The sequence below is a fragment of the Aerosakkonema funiforme FACHB-1375 genome (genome assembly GCF_014696265.1).
Taxonomy (GTDB): Bacteria; Cyanobacteriota; Cyanobacteriia; order Cyanobacteriales; family Aerosakkonemataceae; genus Aerosakkonema; species Aerosakkonema funiforme_A.
This window is the reverse complement of sequence record NZ_JACJPW010000011.1, coordinates 42,432-57,879: the sequence shown is the minus strand read 5'-3', so window position 1 is coordinate 57,879 and position 15,448 is coordinate 42,432. Positions and strand designations below refer to the sequence as shown.

Here is a 15,448-nt window from a genome sequence, read left to right as displayed (position 1 = left end):
CGATGAAAGAGGTAAAAAACAAAAACGTCCGAGCCATCCCGGACGTTCTTGCGATGTCAAACTTCAGCAGCTTTCAGAAAAGTCTTCTCCAGCTGCTTTATTTGCCGACGTTTCCAGAGCTGCCTCCCAAAACTTGATTTTTCAGCGTGTTGAGTTCCTCAGTCAATTCTTGCCGACTCGACGCCTTGAGTAAGTAGCGGTATACAAACCAACCAGAGTAGCCGATCCCCACCAGTTCAAAGAAAGGCGACAGCAAGGGAATATCGTTGAGGGCTTCCAGGACTGCCAGCGTTACCTTGACGCTGACAAAGGCAGCCACAATCAATCCAACAGCCACTAGGGGTTTCTGGTATTTTACAAAGAAAACACCCAGGTAATCTTGCAGATTAGACAGATACAAAACAAACTGATCCCAGTACTCCTGCCACTGAACGTTAGCAGAAGAGTCGGCTGGAGGAAGTTTCGCCAAGGGAGCCGTATCGGTTCCTTGGACGGTAACCTCTACTTTGGGGGTATCAGTTTGTTGCACTTGGGGTTGCTTGGTTTCCATGTTGATATCTCGATAACGATAAGTACAACCTTGGTTATGTTAGCTAGGAGGCGACCATGCTTGCAGCAGAACTTTAACTAGCTTTGCAAAACAGTTTTTGGTAGTTCGGGAATATATTTGTTCCAAAAGGGCAGCTGTGTTCGTTGGTAGCACAGCCATAGCCTTACGATCCCAGTAAAAGCCATCAGTCCCCGTTACAGCGTCCTTCTTAAGGATTACTCCCGAATTTTCTACAGTCGGCTTTCTTTCCAAACCGCTCAAAAGCTAATCTAGCGATCGATACAGGCAATGAGGAAGTAATGTGTGATTGTACAGTCTGGGCAATGCGCTATCGCTCTCGGCAGTAATCTGGGTGATTCCCGTACTATTCTGGAGTCCGCCCTCGAAATACTGCACCAAACACCGGCAATCAGTCTGCTAGCGCGATCGAATTGGTATCAAACTGAAGCTGTGGGGCCACCTCAGCCAGATTATTTGAATGGCGCTGCCGTGATACAAGTCTACATGAGTCCCCAGCAGTTATTAGATCGTCTATTGGAAATTGAAGCTCAATTCGGTCGTATCCGCAGGGAACGTTGGGGGCCAAGAACATTAGACATTGACTTATTGCTATTTGATGATATTATCCTCAACACTCCCACTCTCCAGTTACCTCATCCTGGTATCAAAGAAAGAGCTTTTGTGCTGGTACCTTTAGCGGAAATTGCCCCAGACTGGATCGAACCGATTTCAGGAAAGACGATCGCACAACTCCTTCAAGCTGTAGACTGTTCTGGTGTCCGTCGGTTAACGCTTGCCGATTGAATCACTACAAGCCTGCAAATTCAATCCAAAATCCAAAATCCAAAATCAATATGGGATTTGCTCCAGAAACACCAGAACTCCTCTCGCAACGCCTTTTTTACCGGGGTCGCAAATTCAACTTTGATGTCAGCCGCCTGCGCCTCCCCAACGGCGCTGAAGGCGACTGGGAATGTATCCGTCACCCAGGTGGAGCCCTCGCCGTACCGGTAACGGCAGAAGGTAAACTGGTACTTTTGCGTCAGTATCGCTTTGCTGCCCAAGGACGTTTGTTGGAGTTCCCGGCTGGCACGATCGAACCAAATGAAGACCCAGCCGAAACTATTAAGCGAGAAATAGAAGAAGAAACAGGTTATCGCGCTCGCAAATGGCAAAAATTAGGACAATTTTTCCTTTGTCCCGGTTATTCTGATGAAATCATCTATGCTTTTCTCGCTCAAGATTTAGAATTGCTGGAAACGCCACCAGACCAAGACGCCGACGAAGATATGGAAACAGTTTTGATGACTCCAGAAGAATTGGAAAAAGCAATTTTGGCAGGGGAACCTGTAGACGCAAAATCTATTTCTAGTTTTTTCCTAGCTCGTCCATTCCTATTTTAGATTTTGAATTTTGGATTTTGAATCAAGCGATATTATTTAAATGTAGGGTGTGTTAGGCACGATCGATTTAAAAGTCAAAAGTCAAAAGTCAAAATTTCCCTTCTTCCCTCTCCCCTAAACTCTAACCCCTCTCCTCTTATCATATCCGGGAGCATCGGTTGCCTAAAAAAATCGCTTTCTTATCTGCGTTTATCTGCGTTCATCTGCGGTAAAAAATTAACCCCCGATTCCCACAAGACTTAATCTAGATAAATTTGTAATCCAAAATCCAAAATCCAAAATCCAAAATTGATATGTCTGATTTAATTCTCTTCTGGCATCGTCGCGATTTACGTATTTCAGATAATTTAGGACTGGCAGTCGCACAGGAGCAAAGCCAAAAAGTCATAGGCGTTTTTTGTCTAGATAGCAACATTTTACATAGAGATAATGTTGCCCCAGCAAGAGTTACCTACATGATTGGCTGTTTGCAAGAATTGCAAGAGCGGTATGCCGAAGTCGGTAGCCAGTTGTTGATATTAAATGATGAGCCAAGCAAAGCGATACCAAATTTAGCAGCCGCTCTCAACGCCAAAGCTGTATTCTGGAATTGGGATGTAGAACCATACTCAAAAGAGCGCGATCGCACAGTTACCGAAGCTCTCAAAGAAAAAGGCATTGCCGTGCAAAACTTCTGGGATCAATTATTGCACCCACCAACAGAAATTCGCACAGGTTCTCAGCAACCATACACTGTTTATACACCATTTTGGAAAAACTGGATAAACAAGCCAAAAGCTCAGCCTGCCAAAATATTCCAAAATCAGATAAATTTAACTGAAGCGGAAATAGAAATAGCGCAAACAGTAGGTGCGATCGCATTGCCGACAGCAAAAGAACTGGGATTCGTTTGGGAGAATGAATTGCTGTTGAAACCAGGAGAAAAAGCCGCACAAAAAAGACTGTATGAATTTTCCGAATCAGCAATTTTTGAATATCAAGAACAGCGTAACTTTCCATCTGTTGACGCCACATCCAGACTGAGTGCGGCACTGAAATTTGGTGCGATCGGCATCCGCACAGTTTGGTCAGCTAGCAATGCAGCAATGGAAAAAAGCGATCGCGAACAAGCACAAGCTGGCGTAAAAACATGGCAGCAAGAACTGGCGTGGCGAGAATTTTATCAACACGCAATGTATTGGTTTCCAGAATTAGCAGAAGGTGCATTTCGCCAAGTCTTCAAAACATTTCCTTACGACAATAAACCAGAACATTTTCAAGCTTGGTGCGAAGGCAAAACCGGATATCCAATTGTCGATGCAGCCATGCGACAAATGAACGAAACCGGATGGATGCACAACCGCTGTCGGATGATAGTCGCCAATTTTCTCACTAAAGATTTGTTAATAGATCCCCGTTTGGGAGAAAAATACTTCGAGCAAAAGCTATACGATTGGGATCTATCTGCAAACAATGGTGGTTGGCAGTGGAGTGCTTCCAGCGGAATGGACCCCAAACCAGTAAGAATTTTCAATCCAGCTTCCCAAGCCCAGAAATTCGACCCGAAAGCAGAGTATATTAGAACATGGGTGCCAGAATTGCGGACTGTCGATACAGAGTCCTTGCTAACGGGAAAAATTTCACCCTTACAACGTCAAGCTTTTGGTTATCCTCAGCCTATCGTGGATCACAATCAACAGCAGCGAGAATTCAAAAATCGATACAGTCAGCAGAAAACAGATTCGTAAATTGACTTATTTTATGAAACTTTTTACGCTGCGATTTGGGTCTGTGTTAGGCAGTGCCTTGTTTTTTTTATTAGCTGAGTATGATTCAAGCTACAAAGCTTCAGCACAAATTGTCCCGGATGCAACTTTGCCTGTAAATTCTAGCGTTACACCACAAGGCAACACCAGCCTCATTGAAGGGGGAACTAGGGCAGGTACTAATTTATTCCATAGCTTTGGAGAATTTTCTGTCCCTGCTGGCGGCACTGCTTATTTTAATAATACTCTGGATATTCAAAATATTTTCAGTCGAGTAACAGGTAACTCAATTTCTAACATTGATGGTGTACTTCGAGCCAACGGAAAGGCTAATTTATTTTTGCTCAATCCAAATGGAATTATTTTTGGCCCTAATGCAAGGCTGAATATAGGCGGATCGTTTTTAGCCAGTACAGCCCAAAGTGTTATTTTTGCAGATGGTAGAGCTTTTTACACCAAACCATCAGCAGATACTGCACCTTTGTTAAGCGTCAGCGTACCCGTTGGTTTGCAACTCAACCATCAGCCAAACACAGGACTGATTAGGGTGCTAGGGTCGGGAATCAGACCGCCTTCACAAGAACAATTAGATACTCCCGAAGAGGTGATCGACTACCAGCAAAGAATTTTAAATACCGACCTCGCTTTCGGAGTGCAGCCAGGAAGAACTTTAGCGCTTTTGGGTGGTGAAGTGAGGAGTGAAGGAGGCTTAATAAGAGCATCCCAAGGACAGGTTTTCATCGGTGCGATCGACAATGGAGAAATCAGAACACCGCAAAATCAATCCATTTTAGATTCCTTCTCGATCGCCAATCCTTCATCCATAATGGGAAATGTGGAATTTTCTCAAAGTTCTGGCTTATCGACCAGCGGTTCTGGTGGCGGTAATATCCAAATCATCGGCGACAAAGTTGAGCTTAGGGATAGCTCAATTATTATTGCCGATACCCTAGAAAATCAAAAAGCTGGAACTCTTTCTATCCAAGCTTCTCAGTTAATTATCAAAGATGGTTCGGTAGTATCAACCAGTACTTATAGCTTCGGTTCGGGAGGAATTATTAACGTTCGTGCCAAGGAAAAATTAGAAGTTTCAGGTATAAATGCCGAAGGAAATAACAGTATATTGAGGGCAGCGACTTCTGCGGATGGGAATGCTGGCAATTTGATAATTGATACTGGTTCTTTGATTATCCGAGATGGGGGATTTGTTGTAGTTTCTACAGATGGTGCAGGAAAAGGCGGAAACTTAACTGTCAACGCAAGAGATTCGGTAGAGATGACTAATGCTGACAATATTAATCACATTACCTTATTGGGGGGTGCGTCTAGCGAGTCTGGAGATGCAGCAAATGTGACAATATCAACAGGTAGATTAATTCTGCGAGATAATTCCTACATCGGAGTGGGAACTTCTGGTGCAGGAAAAGGAGGAAACCTCACCATTCGTGCGGACTCTGTAGAACTAACAGGCAATCCAGAAAAATTGAAACCTGCTGGTTTGGTAGCTGCTACTCTCGGAACTGGAAATGCTGGAAATATAACGATCGCTAGCGATATTTTAACGATCGGAAATGGCGGATTTATAAACGTCAGCAGTTTACCAATTATAGAATTGATCAATCAGGTTAAAGCTGGCAATATTAAGATCGAAGATATCCAAAACTCCTACATTGGGGTAGGAACTTACGGTGCGGGAGGAGAAGGAAACCTCACAATAAGCGCGGAGTCGCTAAAACTAACAGAGAATCTAGCACAAATGATACCGACTGGTTTAGTAGCTGCTACTCTCGCAAGTGGATATGTGGGAAATATACAACTACCCACTGATATTTTAAGTATCGGAAATACAGGATTTATAAACGCGAGCAGTTTTCCCAACCTACAAGCGATCGCTCAGGGAAAAGCTGGCAATATTAATATCCAAGCTAGCGATATCCATCTGATTGGTGATAGCGGTATGAGTGCGATATCTCTTGGTAGGGAAGGCGGCAATGTTTCTCTCAGCGCACGTTCTATCCAGATGCGGAATAATAGCAATATATCCGCCTATGCGGTAGTTCCCATTGAAAATACAGGTACTAACATTAATATTGTCGCTGATACTTTAGCTGCATTGGAAAGTAGCAAAATTATTGCTAATAATTTTGCTGGCCCTGGTGCTAATATCAGCCTGATAACTCAAGGAGTTTTTCTATCTCCAGATAGCCGAATTTTTGCTAGCGGTTCGACGAATATCCAAGGGGTAAATACGATTACCCCTCCTGATATTCCGCCAGTAAAAGTTACCAATACTGAAGCGCAGATTAAGCAAAGCTGTTCTGCTGATAGGCGATCGAGTACATTCACCGTTATTGGCAGAGGCGGTTTGCCACCCAGTCCTATGGAATCTCTAAACAGCGATGCAATTTGGGTAGATTTACGAAATGTAGGGAGTAACAATAGTTCTTCAGCCATTACCTACTACCCGCTACCTACTACCCAAATTGTCGAAGCACAAGGATGGGTTATTTCTCCAAATGGCAAAGCTATCCTTACTGCTGAAGTACCCAATGTTAGCCCCCATTCTGCTTTTCTGGATTATCCGAATTGCCAATAAAATTTATCTGCATTCATCTGTATTGATTGGCAGTTATCTGTGATTAAAAGTATTGATAAGGTGGTTATGGCATCGGGTGGTGATATAGTAAGAGTATCCAGGTTTTAAATTACGGCATTTTATAAGCATTTGGAATCTTAAACAATGATTACTGCCACTCCAGTTATCTTAAACTTAAAAAACGTTAGCTTAAGCGACGAGCAATTTTACCAACTCTGCCAAGACAATCAAAATTGGCAACTCGAACGAACAGCTAAAGGAGAATTAGTAATTATGCCTCCCGTCGGTGGAGTTAGTGGAAACCGAGAAGCAGATTTAAACGGCCCACTTTGGTTGTGGAATCGTCAAACTCAACTGGGAAGAGTCTTTAGTTCTTCTACTATATTTAGTTTACCGAATGGGGGAGACCGTTCTCCCGATGTCGCGTGGGTCGCTAACGAACGCTGGGAATCTCTAACCCCCGAAGAACAAGAGAAATTTCCCCCATTATGTCCTGATTTTGCGATCGAGTTGCGTTCTCGTACCGACTCGCTCACCCAACTGCAAGAAAAAATGCAGGAATATCTCGAAAGTGGTTTGCGGTTAGGTTGGTTGATTAATCCCCAAGCACAACAGGTAGAAATATATCGTCCGAATCAAACCGTTGAAATAATTCAATTACCCGCAAGTTTATCAGGAGAAGATGTCTTACCTGGATTTGTTTTAAATTTACCGCTTTTTTGAGCGCAAACTTTTCTACTGTAGGTTGGTTTGGACGACAGTGAAACCCAACAGAATTTATAAATATTGGGTTTCTTTCCTAAGTGCAAGAGCGATCCCAAAATTGTTTGTGGGAATTAGGGGTTAAATTTTTACCGCAGATGTCAGCAGATAAACGCAGATAAACGCAGATAAGAGGGGGATCGCTTTAGGTAATTGATATTACCGCATATGAGATAAAAATTGGGTTTGAAAAAATCCTAAGAAGCATATAATTTTTGAATCCACTCCCATTCTCGCGTCAAACCTTCCAACAACGAAACTTTCGGTTGATAACCGATCGATTTTTGGGCTTTTGACACATCCGCAGCCGTGTGACGCGCATCTCCTTTTGCCGCTTCAATATGATTCCTACGAATGGGACGACCAACAATTTTTTCCATCGTATCCAGCACTTCCATCAATCCCACACGACTGCCACCGCCAATATTGAAAACTTCTCCAATTGCATCTGGTGCAGTTGCAGCAGCTAAATTAGCAGCAATGGCATCGCTGATAAAAGTGTAATCTCGCGTTTGCTGTCCGTCACCGTATATCGGAATGGCTTCATCCAACAGAATAGACTTAAAAAATTTATGAAAAGCCATATCCGGACGTTGCCGGGGGCCGTAGACTGTAAAGTAACGTAATGAGGCAACAGGAACCCCAAAATTTTTGTGATATAGTCCGCACAGATGCTCGCTAGCCAACTTGGTCATACCGTATGGCGAGACAGGCTGAGGGCAAACAGATTCGGAAGTTGGCAGAGTTTCGGCGTTTCCGTATACGGAGGAAGAGGAAGCAAACACAAACCGCTGGAGATTTTTGGCTTCTTTTGCTGCTTCCAGTAAAACTTGTGTGGCGTTAATATTCCGTTCCGTATAAGCGCGGAAGCCATCACCCCAACTGGCACGAACTCCAGCTTGAGCGGCTTGATGGTATACTACTTCTGCATCGGCGAGTACGATCGCCCAGTCCACAGATTGGATATCATCCGCGATTAATTTAAAATTTGGGTGATTCTCAAAACTGGCAATATTCTTCTGCTTCAAGCTGGGATCGTAGTAATCGTTAAAATGATCTACTCCGATGACTTGCTTTCCTTGGTTCAATAAAGCTTCAACTAAGTGAGAGCCAACAAAACCGGCAGCCCCCGTAACAATACTCGTACTCATAAATTGCCTAAAGTGATGGATGAGTATGGATGTAAAATTTCAGATTTAAAATTAACATTAAATTTACAATCTGAAATTGGAAATCTACAATTTTCAATTATTTCATTTTATCCTTAAAAATTGGATATCGATCGCACGAGGATAATGTGAAGATTATAGTTGTTGGCAATGGTGGACGGGAACACACCTTGGCTTGGAAATTCCTGCAATCTCCCCAGGTTGAGCGGGTATTCTGCGTCCCTGGCAATGGCGGCACAGCAGTTATGGAACGTTGCCAGAATCTACCCCTTAAGGTAGAAGATTTTGAAGCAATTGCGCGTTTTGCAAAAGAAAATGACGTTTCTCTGGTAGCTGTTGGCCCAGAATTGCCCCTTTCTTTGGGAATCGCGGACTACCTGCTCTCGCAAAATATACCTGTTTTCGGCCCCACAAAAGCGGGTGCGGAGATTGAGGCGAGTAAGGCGTGGGCGAAAGCTTTGATGGCAGAAGCGGAAATACCTACGGCTAAGTCTGCTGTTTTTACAGATGCGGGTGAGGCGATCGCTTACATTAAAGCCGAAGGCGCACCAATTGTAATTAAAGCGGATGGTTTGGCAGCCGGAAAGGGCGTCACCGTCGCCCAAACAGTTGAGGAAGCTGTAGCCGCCGTAGAAGATATCTTTCAGGGCAATTTCGCCCAGGTAGTGATCGAAGAATGTTTAATCGGTGAAGAAGTTTCCGTTTTAGCTCTCACAGATGGCTTGACAATTCGACCTTTATTACCCGCACAGGATCACAAACGCATCGGTGACGGGGATACTGGCCCAAACACGGGCGGTATGGGAGCTTATGCCCCAGCGCCCCTATGTACCCCAGCGTTGCTGGAACGAGTGGAAAAGGAAGTTTTGCAACCGACGATCGCAACTTTACAAAAACGCGGTATTCCCTATATAGGCGTTGTCTACGCTGGATTGATGATTTCGCCGTCCGGCGAGCCAAAAGTGCTGGAATTTAACTGTCGCTTTGGCGATCCGGAAACTCAAGCTATTTTACCTCTACTGGAAACGCCCTTAGAAGATTTGATGCTAGCTTGTACTCAACAGCGATTGGCCGAAATGCCGCCAATTGAGTGGAAATCGGGAGCTTGCGTCTGTGTAGTCATGGCTTCCGGCGGTTATCCCGGCGAATACGAAAAAGGTAAATTAATTACCGGCATCGAGTCAGCCCAAACAACCGGAGCGATCGTCTTTCATGCTGGCACGAAACTTTCGGCTCCAGCAGAAAATTCTCCCCATCCCCTCACCGACGGCGGGAGAGTTCTGGGAGTTACGGCCATCGGGGAAAATATAGAAGGAGCGATCGCTACAGCATATGCCGCAGTCGATCGGATTCAATTTGAAGGCGCGTACTCTCGGCGAGACATAGCTCAAAAAGCTATAAAAAGGAAAGAGTAAAAAAACTTTACAATTCTATTTCATCCCCCGTCCTTCATCCTTGCTAAAATGCTGGCTCTTCTGAAAACAATCCGAGAAGTCATTGCCCATTGGTGGTCGGAGTTTACACTCCAGACGCGGTTAATGGCAGCAGCTACCCTGGTAGTTTCCTTGCTCATGAGTGGCCTTACCTTTTGGGCAGTGAATACAATCCAACAGGATGCCCATCTCAACGACACCCGCTTCGGTCGCGATTTGGGTCAGCTGCTAGCCGCCAACGTAGCCCCATTAATTGCAGAACAAAGTCTGAGTGAAGTTGCCCAATATTCCGAACGCTTCTACGTCGGCACCACCAGCGTGCGCTATATGCTCTACGCCGATGAAGCTGGCAAAATCTTTTTTGGGATTCCCTTTTCAGACTCGGAGGTGCAAACTTCCCTCACCATTGAGCGGCGGATGCAATTGCCAGCAGATTGGGCCGATAATCCAGAGTTGACAATGGTGCGGCAACATATGACGCCTGATGGTGTAGTGACGGATGTGTTTGTCCCCCTCACTCACCAAGGCAAGTACCTGGGGGTTTTAGCGATCGGCATTAACCCCAATCCCACCGTTGTCACTTCCTCCAATCTGACGCGGGATGTGACGATCGCAGTTTTTGTGTCGATCTGGGTAATGGTGATTCTCGGTGCCGTTTTCAACGCGCTGACAATCACCAAACCGATTAAAGAATTGCTAGTCGGTGTAAAAAATATTGCCGCCGGTAACTTTAAACAGCGAATCGACCTACCTTTGGGAGGAGAACTGGGCGAGTTGATCTCCAGCTTCAACGAAATGGCAGAAAAGCTGGAAAGTTACGAAGAGCAAAATATCGAAGAACTAACAGCCGAAAAAGCCAAATTGGAAACTCTGGTTTCGACGATCGCAGATGGTGCTGTGTTACTCGATACTCATTTGCACGTAATTCTCGTCAATCCTACCGCACGAAGAATCTTCGCTTGGGATGGCATCGATATCGTGGGGGAAAATGTTCTCCACTATTTGCCTTCTTCGGTATCAATGGAACTGACAAGACCGTTGTATCAAATGGCATCGGGCAACGGCTACAAAGAAGGTGCAGAATTCCGCATTACCCTCAGTCAACCCACAAACCGTACTGTTCGCATTTTGCTAACCAATGTTCTCGATCAATACCGCGAGAGCATCAAAGGAATTGCGATGACGGTGCAGGATATTACCCGCGAGGTGGAACTGAACGAAGCGAAAAGCAATTTCATCAGCAATGTTTCCCACGAGCTGAGAACGCCGTTGCAATGTATCAAATCTTTCATCGAAACGCTGCACGAATTTGGGGAAGACCTCACAGAGGAACAGCAGCGGGAGTTCTTGGAAGCGGCGAATAACGAAACAGACCGCCTCACCCGCCTCGTCAACGATGTTCTCGATTTGTCGCGCTTGGAATCTTCCTGCCGAATTTACCACTTTGAGGCGGTGGAAATTGGGCTGCCTATAGAGCAAACTTTGCGAACTTATCAGCTGAACGCTCGCGATAAAGGCATTGAATTAGCACACGAAATCGAACCGGATTTACCCTCAGTTTTAGGTCACTACGACTTGCTCCTACAAGTATTCGCCAATCTGGTCGGTAATGCACTCAAGTTTACCGAAGCCGGAGGACGGGTGGTCATCCGCGCCTATTCAGTACAACAGGAGTCAGAAGCATCGCATACTCAAAATCAAGTCGTGCGGATTGAAGTTGCCGATACGGGGATCGGGATTGCACCGGAAGATCAACAAGCAATATTCGATCGCTTCTTCCGCGTGGAAAACCGCGTGCATACTCTGGAAGGAACTGGTTTGGGACTGTCGATCGTCCGTAATATTATTGAAAAGCATCACACCAAAATCAATTTGGTCAGCGAAGTCGGCATCGGTACGACTTTCTGGTTCGATTTAGCAGTCTTTCAACAAAAAATTTCTGCCGCACAAAGTCACTCGGTTGTGGAAGCAGAGGGACTGGCACGTCGGGGCTAGAAAAAGTTACTCAGTCAAAAGAAAGAACGTGACAGGAAAATACTCGTCGTTGAATTTCAAAGACTCTTGGATGAGGAAAAAATATTCGCTGTTGTGTCAAAACATCCAATTTTTGACTGTTCAGTTCCAAAAAGATCTTAATATGCTCTCAAACAACTGGCACAAGGATGGGTTGCTGTTGGGGGGAATACTGACTTGCGGTTCGGGTTCGAGATTGTTGTCGTAAAGGGTGCATTCCCTAGCAAAAGGGCGTTGGGGATAATTACAGGTATCGTCTGTATGGTAGGTGCAGCTAGTGCATAAATACTCATCCCCAGTGGCTCGATGCAAGGGAATTCCGGGATGACCGTAGGCTTTGAGAATTTCGCGACAGTGGGGGCAGGTGACTGCTTGAGTGGGAACGGGTTGATGACAGCGGGGGCAATTTGGCATGGTAAGCGATCGAGTGAATTATAGCTAGGGGTTAGGGGAAAGAGGGAAAGGGAAGAGGGAAAGGTGCAATTAAGAACCTGCTAAATGCTTGGTAACCAAACAGCGGATATTAGTTACAGTACTGGCAAATATTTTCTTGGACTATCGCATTAAAGTAATTAAAAAACTGACTCCCAATAAACCGAGCAAAAGTACCCAAGTTAGGTTTCTCTCAAACCAGAAACGCAGGGATCGATCGGTTTTGAGAGGCTGGATAACCTGCGGTTCCGGTTGAAAGCGGTTGTGATAGAGCGTGCATTCCTTAGCTAAGGGACGCTGGGGATAAGTACAGGTATCGTCTGCATGGTAGGTGCAGCTATCGCATAAATATTCTTTCCCAGCAGCTCGGTGTAGGGGTATACCGGGATGACCGTGGGCTTTGAGAACCTGACGGCAATGGGGACAGGTAACTGCTTGGGTTTTAACCGGTTGGTGACAGCGGGGGCAATTGGGCATTGCGGCGATCGCTTTTTTGCGGATTGATTTTGTTATGGATGAGTTGAGGGGAATTTCCGTACCTGATATTCGAGTGACTCAAGCATCTGATAGGACTTTCCCATTGCTTGGGCAAACTTCTCTTCCGTTCGGTCTAATAACTCTTGAGGAAACGATTTCCACTGTTCGCAAGTTGCCCACCGAATTACCATGATAACTTCCGTCGGTTCGGTGGGATTAATCCAAACTTCTTTGCCCAGAAATCCGGGACTGCTTGCTATCACAGGTGTCCAGATTTCGGCATCGTTATCGATAAACTCTTCCCGCCGTTCTGGGGCAACCTTAAACTTAAGCCATTCGATAAGCATTAGGCGAACCTCGACCGAATCTGTAGGCGATCGGCAAATTTGACACAATAGTACTGGATACTGGAACACTAAGATTCCAGCATACCTTTATGGGCTACATTCGATCGCCCTTTTGAGTAAGTGAGTGGAAGGCAGCATGGACAGCAATAACTGGCTCAAGCAGCTACTATTGATTGGTGTTGGCACGACATCTTTGGTAGCGGACAAAATCCGGGAAGTGAGTGATGAATGGGTGAAGGAGGGCAAAATTAATCCAGACCAGGCGAAGGGAATGGTCGATGATTTGATGCAGCAGTTAAAAAGCGACCAGGGAAATTTTGAAGCGCAGATGCAACGGCAGATACGCAATATGATGCAGGATCTGGGTGTTCCCCGTCAGTCTGAGATGGATGAGTTGCGCGGACGCATTGACCGTTTGGAACGTCAGGTGCGGGATTTGGAGAATAAGCTCTGGCGTTGAGAAAAGCTGGTAGGATTTGAGATCTCAGAGGCTTTAGAGGTACGGAGGACTGATTTTGAAAGAGATTCTGATCAGCTTGGGGATTATGCTCGCCTGCGGGTTGATTGTGGTGTTTGCACAAATTCTCAGCCCTGAAAAAACAGCGAACGCATCCGAATTGACTCCAACTCAACCTACAATTACCAGGTCGGCTATTAATCAAACTTTAGTTGCAGATAACACAATGTCAAGTGCAGAAAAACCCGCCAGCAATGAAGAGGCTGGTAACGGTAAAGTTGTTACCACAGAATCCGGATTGAAATATATTGATTTAGTGGAGGGAACTGGAGCGATTCCCAAAACTGGTCAAACAGTTATTGTACATTATACTGGCACGCTTGAAGATGGAAGCCAGTTTGATAGTTCCCGCGATCGCAATCAACCTTTCTCTTTCCCCTTGGGACGCGGACGGGTGATTAAAGGTTGGGACGAAGGTATCAGTACGATGCGAGTCGGTGGGCGTCGCCAGTTAATTATTCCCGCAGAATTGGGTTATGGGTCTCGCGGGGCTGGTGGTGTGATTCCTCCCAATGCAACATTGATTTTTGATGTGGAATTGTTGAGGATTAGTTAACAAAAACATGGCCTTTTTCGCTCAGGTATAATTATCACCGATGTGAAAAGGCCGATATTTTTTATCTTAAATGTCTGGTTTTCATCCCCCCGTTAACCTACGGTGTAACGGGGGGATGAAAACCAGACCAACATATAAACGTGCAGCATCCCCACAAAGATAGGTCAACATTTTGCGCTAACCGTGTTAGGATAAATATTAGGATTTGGTCGATAGCTGTGATAGTTTACGAGTTCAAATTAAAAGGAAAAGATTGGCAGTATAAAGCGGTAGATGAGGCGATCCGTACATCTCAATTCATCCGTAACAAGTGTTTGCGCTACTGGATGGATAACAAAGGTACAGATAAATACGACCTCAACAAATATACCACCAGATTAGCCAAAGAATTTTCCTTTGTAAATGAACTCAACTCGACGGCTAGACAGGCATCATCGGAACGTTGTTGGTCAGGGATTGCCAGATTTTTCGATAACTGTAAAAAGAAGATTAAAGGTAAGAAAGGTTTTCCCAGATTCAAAAAGAATCAACGCTCTGTAGAGTACAAAAAATCAGGCTGGAAGCTTTCGCCCGATAAGAAAACTATCACCTTCACCGATAAGAAGGGAATGGGAATATTTAAGCTTGTCGGTACTTACGACCTGCATTTTTACCCCGTAGACCAAATACAGAGAGTTAGGCTAGTTAAACGTGCTGATGGTTACTACTGCCAGTTCTGCATTAGCGTAGATATTAAACAAACATTAGAACCTACAGGTAAAACTCTAGGGTTAGATGTAGGTTTAGCCCATTTCTACACTGATAGTAATGGTGAAAAAGTTGATAATCCTAGATACTTGAGAAAGTCGGAAAGGCAATTAAAAAGATTGCAGGGTCTAGTTTCTAAAAAGGTTAAAGGTTCTAACAACAGGAAAAAAGCTATTAACCGATTAGGCAGAAAACACTTGCAAGTCTCTCGTCAGCGTAAAGACTTTGCCGTGAAGTTGGCAAGGTGCGTAGTGATGTCTAACGACATCGTGGCGTATGAAGACTTGAAAGTGCGTAATATGGTGAAAAACCGTCACTTAGCTAAATCAATTAGTGATGCCTCTTGGTCGCAATTTAGAGAATGGTTACAATACTTTGCTATTAAATTTGGCAGAGTAGCCGTACCAGTTCCACCTCATTACACCAGCCAAAATTGTTCTAATTGTGGCGAAACTGTTAGAAAATCTCTGTCTGTTCGTACCCATATTTGTAAATGTGGTGTGATTTTAGACAGGGATGAAAATGCAGCACGGAACATTTTAATTAAGGCATTACAGATACTTGGCTATATATCAAATACGGTAGGGCATACCGAAATTAACGCTTGTGGAGAGATGACCCTATACTTAAACCTGGAAACAGTTCTTAAGCAAGGTCGCTCGGTGAACCAAGAATCTCCCCGTCACAGCGTAGCTTGACGG

General features: G+C 44.8%; 15 protein-coding genes. 10 read left to right on the top strand and 5 right to left on the bottom strand.

Features of this window, described 5'->3' with window-relative positions; all coding sequences use genetic code 11:
- Positions 1-97 precede the first annotated feature (97 nt).
- On the bottom strand, positions 98-550 hold the full coding sequence (locus H6G03_RS06230) for a CAAD domain-containing protein (protein ID WP_190463156.1): 453 nt from the start codon (positions 548-550) through the stop codon (positions 98-100).
- 303 nt (positions 551-853) lie between these two features.
- On the opposite strand from H6G03_RS06230, the gene folK reads away from it, so the two are divergent.
- From folK to H6G03_RS06205, 5 genes are all read left to right on the top strand, one after another.
- On the top strand, positions 854-1,354 hold the full coding sequence (folK, locus tag H6G03_RS06225; RefSeq protein WP_190463154.1) for a 2-amino-4-hydroxy-6-hydroxymethyldihydropteridine diphosphokinase: 501 nt from the start codon (positions 854-856) through the stop codon (positions 1,352-1,354).
- A gap of 50 nt (positions 1,355-1,404) precedes the next feature.
- Entirely contained in the window at positions 1,405-1,953 is a 549-nt protein-coding gene (locus tag H6G03_RS06220) for an NUDIX hydrolase (RefSeq protein WP_190463152.1), read from the top strand.
- Positions 1,954-2,246: 293 nt separating this feature from the next.
- A complete protein-coding gene (locus H6G03_RS06215; RefSeq protein WP_190463150.1) occupies positions 2,247-3,680 on the top strand; it encodes a cryptochrome/photolyase family protein in 1,434 nt (477 codons plus the stop codon).
- Positions 3,681-3,693: 13 nt separating this feature from the next.
- A complete protein-coding gene (locus H6G03_RS06210; protein WP_190463148.1) occupies positions 3,694-6,294 on the top strand; it encodes a two-partner secretion domain-containing protein in 2,601 nt (866 codons plus the stop codon).
- A 144-nt stretch (positions 6,295-6,438) separates the two neighbouring features.
- The gene (locus H6G03_RS06205; RefSeq protein ID WP_190463146.1) at positions 6,439-7,017 is read left to right on the top strand and encodes a Uma2 family endonuclease; all 579 of its coding nucleotides are present in this window, start codon (positions 6,439-6,441) and stop codon (positions 7,015-7,017) included.
- A 236-nt stretch (positions 7,018-7,253) separates the two neighbouring features.
- Here the strand turns inward: H6G03_RS06205 and H6G03_RS06200 are convergent, their stop codons facing one another.
- Positions 7,254-8,207: an NAD-dependent epimerase/dehydratase family protein gene (locus tag H6G03_RS06200; RefSeq protein WP_190463144.1), complete on the bottom strand. Its 954-nt coding sequence runs from the start codon at positions 8,205-8,207 to the stop codon at positions 7,254-7,256.
- 146 nt (positions 8,208-8,353) lie between these two features.
- On the opposite strand from H6G03_RS06200, the gene purD reads away from it, so the two are divergent.
- Both purD and nblS read left to right on the top strand, forming a co-directional pair.
- Positions 8,354-9,640, top strand: a complete 1,287-nt coding sequence (gene purD, locus H6G03_RS06195) for a phosphoribosylamine--glycine ligase (RefSeq protein WP_190463142.1) — start codon at positions 8,354-8,356, stop codon at positions 9,638-9,640.
- Between the two features lie 48 nt (positions 9,641-9,688).
- On the top strand, positions 9,689-11,653 hold the full coding sequence (nblS, locus tag H6G03_RS06190; RefSeq protein WP_190463139.1) for a two-component system sensor histidine kinase NblS: 1,965 nt from the start codon (positions 9,689-9,691) through the stop codon (positions 11,651-11,653).
- A 120-nt stretch (positions 11,654-11,773) separates the two neighbouring features.
- Here nblS and H6G03_RS06185 read toward each other — a convergent pair whose 3' ends face one another.
- From H6G03_RS06185 to H6G03_RS06175, 3 genes are all read right to left on the bottom strand, one after another.
- Complete coding sequence (locus H6G03_RS06185; protein ID WP_190463137.1) at positions 11,774-12,085, bottom strand: zinc ribbon domain-containing protein; 312 nt, start codon at positions 12,083-12,085, stop codon at positions 11,774-11,776.
- Between the two features lie 141 nt (positions 12,086-12,226).
- The gene (locus H6G03_RS06180; protein WP_190463135.1) at positions 12,227-12,580 is read right to left on the bottom strand and encodes a zinc ribbon domain-containing protein; all 354 of its coding nucleotides are present in this window, start codon (positions 12,578-12,580) and stop codon (positions 12,227-12,229) included.
- Between the two features lie 32 nt (positions 12,581-12,612).
- Complete coding sequence (locus H6G03_RS06175; RefSeq protein ID WP_190463133.1) at positions 12,613-12,927, bottom strand: TIGR03792 family protein; 315 nt, start codon at positions 12,925-12,927, stop codon at positions 12,613-12,615.
- Between the two features lie 136 nt (positions 12,928-13,063).
- Between H6G03_RS06175 and H6G03_RS06170 the strand changes: the two genes are divergently transcribed.
- From H6G03_RS06170 to H6G03_RS06160, 3 genes are all read left to right on the top strand, one after another.
- Positions 13,064-13,387 carry a phasin family protein gene (locus H6G03_RS06170; RefSeq protein ID WP_190463131.1) on the top strand — a complete coding sequence of 108 codons (324 nt, stop codon included), beginning with the start codon at positions 13,064-13,066 and terminating at the stop codon, positions 13,385-13,387.
- Positions 13,388-13,442: 55 nt separating this feature from the next.
- Positions 13,443-14,000: an FKBP-type peptidyl-prolyl cis-trans isomerase gene (locus H6G03_RS06165; protein ID WP_190463129.1), complete on the top strand. Its 558-nt coding sequence runs from the start codon at positions 13,443-13,445 to the stop codon at positions 13,998-14,000.
- A 218-nt stretch (positions 14,001-14,218) separates the two neighbouring features.
- The gene (locus H6G03_RS06160; RefSeq protein ID WP_190463127.1) at positions 14,219-15,445 is read left to right on the top strand and encodes an RNA-guided endonuclease InsQ/TnpB family protein; all 1,227 of its coding nucleotides are present in this window, start codon (positions 14,219-14,221) and stop codon (positions 15,443-15,445) included.
- Positions 15,446-15,448: the final 3 nt, after the last annotated feature.

Coding starts and splice junctions, on each gene's coding strand:
- H6G03_RS06215 (WP_190463150.1), top strand. CDS start 2,247: ATGTCTGATTTAATTCTCTTCTGGCATCGTCGCGATTTACGTATTTCA.
- H6G03_RS06175 (WP_190463133.1), bottom strand. CDS start 12,927: ATGCTTATCGAATGGCTTAAGTTTAAGGTTGCCCCAGAACGGCGGGAA.
- H6G03_RS06180 (WP_190463135.1), bottom strand. CDS start 12,580: ATGCCCAATTGCCCCCGCTGTCACCAACCGGTTAAAACCCAAGCAGTT.
- H6G03_RS06200 (WP_190463144.1), bottom strand. CDS start 8,207: ATGAGTACGAGTATTGTTACGGGGGCTGCCGGTTTTGTTGGCTCTCAC.
- H6G03_RS06205 (WP_190463146.1), top strand. CDS start 6,439: ATGATTACTGCCACTCCAGTTATCTTAAACTTAAAAAACGTTAGCTTA.
- H6G03_RS06210 (WP_190463148.1), top strand. CDS start 3,694: ATGAAACTTTTTACGCTGCGATTTGGGTCTGTGTTAGGCAGTGCCTTG.
- H6G03_RS06230 (WP_190463156.1), bottom strand. CDS start 550: ATGGAAACCAAGCAACCCCAAGTGCAACAAACTGATACCCCCAAAGTA.
- H6G03_RS06220 (WP_190463152.1), top strand. CDS start 1,405: ATGGGATTTGCTCCAGAAACACCAGAACTCCTCTCGCAACGCCTTTTT.
- H6G03_RS06185 (WP_190463137.1), bottom strand. CDS start 12,085: ATGCCAAATTGCCCCCGCTGTCATCAACCCGTTCCCACTCAAGCAGTC.
- nblS (WP_190463139.1), top strand. CDS start 9,689: ATGCTGGCTCTTCTGAAAACAATCCGAGAAGTCATTGCCCATTGGTGG.
- H6G03_RS06170 (WP_190463131.1), top strand. CDS start 13,064: ATGGACAGCAATAACTGGCTCAAGCAGCTACTATTGATTGGTGTTGGC.